5 protein-coding genes and 1 pseudogene are annotated in these 5,192 nt (G+C 63.7%); 3 read left to right on the top strand and 3 right to left on the bottom strand.

Annotated features, from left to right (window positions below; translation table 11 throughout):
* Nucleotides 1–210 (bottom strand): response regulator (locus H7290_RS01605; RefSeq protein WP_290512268.1); only part of this gene is annotated, 210 nt, incomplete at its 3' end.
* A gap of 258 nt (nt 211–468) precedes the next feature.
* Here H7290_RS01605 and H7290_RS01600 point away from each other — a divergent pair.
* Nucleotides 469–876, top strand: coding sequence for an AAA family ATPase (locus tag H7290_RS01600; RefSeq protein ID WP_290512267.1), 408 nt, complete (start codon nt 469–471; stop codon nt 874–876).
* A 123-nt stretch (nt 877–999) separates the two neighbouring features.
* Here H7290_RS01600 and H7290_RS21230 read toward each other — a convergent pair whose 3' ends face one another.
* Complete coding sequence (locus tag H7290_RS21230; RefSeq protein ID WP_366927584.1) at nt 1,000–1,458, bottom strand: ASCH domain-containing protein; 459 nt, start codon at nt 1,456–1,458, stop codon at nt 1,000–1,002.
* A gap of 27 nt (nt 1,459–1,485) precedes the next feature.
* Here H7290_RS21230 and H7290_RS21225 point away from each other — a divergent pair.
* Nucleotides 1,486–1,743 (top strand): annotated as a pseudogene (locus H7290_RS21225) (EAL domain-containing protein); the annotation flags it as partial.
* A 697-nt stretch (nt 1,744–2,440) separates the two neighbouring features.
* A complete protein-coding gene (locus tag H7290_RS01595) occupies nt 2,441–4,711 on the top strand; it encodes an EAL domain-containing protein (protein WP_290512266.1) in 2,271 nt (756 codons plus the stop codon).
* 297 nt (nt 4,712–5,008) lie between these two features.
* Here the strand turns inward: H7290_RS01595 and H7290_RS01590 are convergent.
* On the bottom strand, nt 5,009–5,192 hold a 184-nt coding region (locus H7290_RS01590), incomplete at its 5' end, for a hypothetical protein (RefSeq protein WP_290512265.1).

Below are 5,192 nucleotides of genomic sequence, written 5' to 3'. Positions count from 1 at the left end.
GAAGCCGTCCATGTCCGGCATGTTGACGTCGGAGACGACGACGTCCGGGACCGCCTCGGCCAGTCTCTCCAGGGCCTCGGCGCCGCTGGAGGCCGTCGTGACGCGGTAGCCGGCTGCGAGGAGCCCTTGCGCGACCAGGCCCACGATCATCTCGTCGTCATCGACGACGAGCACCGCGCCCCGGTCGTCGGCTACTGCCCTACCCGTCATCGGGTTAGTCCCGGTCAATAACTCCCCCTACGGCCTTCCGGCGCAGGACTGGAGCGACTGCGTGGTGCCTGTTGAACTCTACAGGGGCAACCCCGCCACGAACTTCCGCTCGCGCGAAGTCGGGCACGGTCGCTGGCCACCAGACGGGGCGGCCGTGGGAATGATTGATCGACTACCGAACACTGCCCATTGGCGCAACCTTGAGCGTCCACAGCTCCGGATCGGATCGGGTTGGCCTTGAAGGTTTACGCTCAACAGGTGTTGTGCGCACAAGACTCGCTTCCGCCTCGCCTTCGCCGTGTACTCGTCGCCGGCGTCTCCGGCGTAGGAAAGTCGACGCTCGCGTCACGGATCGCAGCGATCACCGGCGGACAGCACACCGAGATCGACTCGCTCTATCACGGCCCCGGCTGGGCGCCACGGGAAAATTTTCTCCAGGACGTCAACAGGTTCACGAGCGAGGATGCGTGGACCACGGAGTGGCAATACCCGTCCGCGCGTGGCCTGCTGGCGCGCCGCGCAGACTTGCTCGTCTGGCTCGACCTGCCATTCCCGGTGACCTTCGCTCGCGTAGTTCGGCGCACTCTCCGTCGCCGATTCCTCCGAGAAGCGCTGTGGAACGGCAACGTGGAGCCGCCTCTACGCACTGTCTTCACCGACCGATAGCACATCGTGCGCTGGGCCATCGCGACCCGCAAGAGCTGCCGCACAAGCATCCCGCAGGTAGAGCGCGAAACCCCCGATCTGGTCATCGTGCGGCTCCGGTCGCCTAAGGATGTCGAACGCTGGCTAACCGGCCCATTGGTAGACGCGTCTCTTTGAGGCAGGCTGGGAATCTTTCACGGTTCGGTCGGTCTGCATCATGGCCACCGAAACTTCTAGAGCACAGTAACGAGACGGAACCGCTCCAGGACCACACGAGTGCCATCGTTCACCGTGAATGTGGCATCCGAGACAAATGCGCATCTCAGCACTGTGCCAGAAGTGCTCATGCCCCACGCGCCACTCGGAAACCGATGAGTACCCCTCGCCCTCATCTCGCGCGTGCTCCCAAGGAACAGCGCCCAGCCGAACTCGTTGAACGTCCATGGTCTCAATCACCGCAACAGCCCTATTAAATGAATCGACGACGACTTGTCGTGTGCCCGTCCGAGGGAATGCCTCGTCCTCGACCTCGTATTCCATGACCATTGAGGTCGTTGATGTTTTCGTTCCGTCGAGAATCGCGCCCACGAGCTTGTCGCGCAGTGACCCCGGAAACGCAAACTCGACAAATCATTTGTCATGCCCATGGCCGGCAACCCCCGAGCGACAGCGCTGGTCGTCTCAACCATTGATCTTGCCCATAGTCTCGGCCTGCGCATGGTCGCTGAAGGCGTCGAGAACAGTGCTGCCTACTCGGATTTGGCCGTTTTCGGCTGCGACGCCGCACAGGGATTCTTCATGTCTCGACCAGTCCCCGCAGCACAGCTGGATGAGTGGTTCGCTAGCCGACAAGAGGGACCCGCCAAAGCGGCCTTCAAATCGAGCTGACCTCAAGACTCGCGGCGGATTCCCGAGCACCCGCGCCCCGACCAGCCTCGGACACCGTGGTGACCTCAAACCCTCTTTGAGGAGTGCCGTGAGCCACGTTGCGTCTCACCCTGCGCCCAACGGCGCCACTCGTTACTGTCGCTCGGATGGATTGTTCTCAACGCGCTGGCACTGACGTCGTGGACTGGGCATCCGCACCAGTTCCCCTTTGAGCCCCATCGATCGGGCTCGACGGAGCCGTTCCCGAATACGCCCAGGGTTTGATCGACGGCCACGGCGGATTCGAGACGAACGTCGACTGTTGACTGCCTCGAACTCCCAGAGGCCCTCCACATTCTCTCTTGGGAGGTGTCCGCCATTCGGGTTCAAGACCATCGAAGCGCGCGGAGGCACGGAGCGTGTGATGTGCGGCGAGGGGATCCGATGCAAACCCCGGACTGCTACGGTCAGGAGATCACTTGATCAACAGAACGGCTGAGGGACGCTTTGTTGCGTCCATCGCACCTGGCACACCCGACGTGAGCCGGGGTCGCAAAGAAAGGGAGCCCTCGGATCCACTGGCCCACCGAATAGACAGGATCGGCCTCAGATGAGGGCTTCAGCTGGCAGATCAGCGTATCGGGTGGGCCTGCGAGGACTGCGGCGGCGACCGGGCGGCATTACCGAGAGCACGAGGTGGTCGTTCGCGGCTCTGGCGGTGGTTTCTCTGCTGCTGTCCGTGCCGGCGGCACTAGTGACGGCCCAGGAGAACCCGGTTCGGGAGCTCATGCTGCTGACCGGCACTGTGGTACTGGTCGGGTCCTGCATACATGTCTACGTGAACCGCCGAGTGCCCCTCTGGCTGGATCTTTTGGACACTGTCGTGATCATCGCTTTCGGTCTGGCCAGTCCTTCGCCGACGTCGGTGGTCGCCTACGTGTTCACCGCTGTGTGGTTTCGGGCCATGTATGGCTCGACCTGGCGTTCACTGCTGCGCTGCACCCTCATGGCCGCTGCGCTGTCCGTCACGGTGCCGCTGTGGCCGTTGGTCCCCTTCCACGCGGCGATTCCGCCGACCGACGGTCTGTTCGAATCCTTCCCTGTGCTGTTTCTCGCCGTCTTCATCGCCCGCCAGCTCGGAGCCGGGTTGCTCGCCCGCGAGCAGGGCACCAGGCGGGACACGGCACTCGCGGCAACGGGTTCACAGCTGCTGGGTCTTACGGACTCGGTACCGATCCGGGTGCTCGCGTGGAATGCCTGCACCGAAATTTGCGCGGCAACGCCCGGATTACGCCTGCTCAAGGCCGTTCGGGATGGCTCGGATCTCCGGGTCGAGGGAGCAGCCGGCAGCTTCCTTGTTGTTCCGGGCATATTTCCGGGAACGGTCATCTCGACCACCGCGGATCCGGGCGAGGCCCAGGTGCTTGACCCGGCACCACTCGACGCTGCGGCCGGGGCCACACTCAACTGGACGTGTATTAGCTTGCGAGCGATGCGTGAAGACTCATGGATGCTCGTGGGTGCGCCCAAAAAGATTCCGTCTGACGCTCTCCTGTCCGTTCGTGACCTGATCAACCAGGTGGCACTGGCCCTGCGCAACAGCGACGTGCATCAACAGCTCACGGTGCAGGCGCAATTCGACTCCCTAACCGGGCTGGACAACCGAGCCTCTTTCACCGCCAAGCTCACCTCCGGGATCGGCCTGCGCACAGGTTCCGACGGATTGCACGTCCTCTTCCTGGACCTGGACGACTTTAAGGACGTCAATGATGTCCTGGGCCATCGCGGGGGTGACGCGGTGCTGGTCGAGGTCGCGGCGCGGCTGCGCGAGTGCATTCGCCCCGCGGATGTGTGTGCGCGTCTGGGTGGGGACGAGTTCGCTGTCGTATTGCATGGCGCAACCAACGCGACTGCGACGGAGGTGGCACAGCGGATGGTCAGCGCCTTGACGGTGCCCATGGTCATCGGCGGACGTATCGCCCGGGTGGGGGCCAGCGTCGGTATCGCGACCGCGACGCCAGGAATCGACATCGATGAACTCGTGCACCAGGCCGATGTCGCCATGTATGCGGCCAAGGCGAACGGGAAAGGCCAAGTGCAGGTCTATCACCGCGGGCTCCTGCAGGTCGATGCGCCCCGCCTCACGTTTGAATGGCAGCTCGCGGCGGCGGCGGCGGCCGGCGAACTCGTCGTCCATTACCAGCCGATTGTGTCGTTGCCGGGCATCGAGTGCACCGGCGTCGAGGCCCTGGTGCGGTGGCAGCATCCCGAGCGCGGTTTGCTGTTGCCGGGGCACTTCATCGAGATCGCGGAGCGGACCGGTGCCATCGTCGACATCGGAGCCTTCGTCCTTCGGCAGGCCTGCGCGGATGCCGCCGCCTGGCAGGACGCCCACCCCGGCATTCCGCTGGACGTACACGTTAACGTGTCCGCCAGGGACCTCGATCACGACTTCTTCATCGACACCGTCCTCGACTGTCTCGCCGTCACGGGACTACCCGCAGCCAGGCTCGTCCTCGAACTAACCGAAACCGTCATCCTGGATGCCCCGGTGGCCATCGAACGGCTCAGGTCGCTCGCCGCGCACGGCGTCAAGATCGCCGTCGACGACTTCGGAACGGGATACTCATCCCTGACCACCTTGCGGTCCCTGCCAGTGAACATCATCAAGCTGGACATGAGTTTCGTCGCGGGCGCGCTCACGAACGTGGTGGACCGCACCGTCATCAGCGCAATCGTCCAAATGAGCGCCGAGCTCGGCATCCAGACCGTTGCCGAGGGAGTCGAAGGAGTCGACCAGCAGCACTTCCTGGAGGGGATCGGCACGAACTCGGCGCAAGGCTACCTCTATGCGCGGCCCATGGCGGCGGCCGCATGCTCGCTCTGGTTGAGAGACAACCTCCGGGACACAAACACCCCAGACAAAGACGTCCGTAAGCTTCCACACCACGCCCGCGCTGGGCTGCAGAGCCATGGGCCGCAACAATGATCCACGAACAACCTCACCGACTCCACGTGCGCGTGTAAGCGAGGACGGCATCAAGCGGTGCGCCGCGCGCGCTGCCGACAAGATGGAGCCTGACAAGCGTCAGGCCCACCTGGCCGATCACCTGCACCTCGCGGCGCAGCTCCGAAACCTTGGAGAACGCGAAGGACCCGGGCCAGGTCCGTCCCTTTGTCGATAGTCCGTCCGTCCGCACGCACAAAGCGAACGTCCTCTTGCAGCAGCCCGTCCGACCCGGCAACGTCGTTTCGTCGAAGAGCATCCTGGAAGCTCGATTCTGCCTCACCCAGGGTTGACAGAGAGGGGAAAGACCCGACGTGCTGCCACGAAAATCATGTGCCACATATACGCCCACGAGAAGGGGGCCGGCGTCTGAATCGGGTACGAATCCAGCCATCGTTTCAACCCACCGCCAGACTCGGTGATCGCCGCGATCGTGATGCCGTGATCACTGGCACCGCACTGT

The organism is Aeromicrobium sp., assembly GCF_014378035.1.
Lineage (GTDB): Bacteria > Actinomycetota > Actinomycetes > Propionibacteriales > Nocardioidaceae > Aeromicrobium.
The sequence above is the reverse complement of the archived record's forward strand: the minus strand, read 5'-3'. Positions and strand labels throughout refer to the sequence as shown.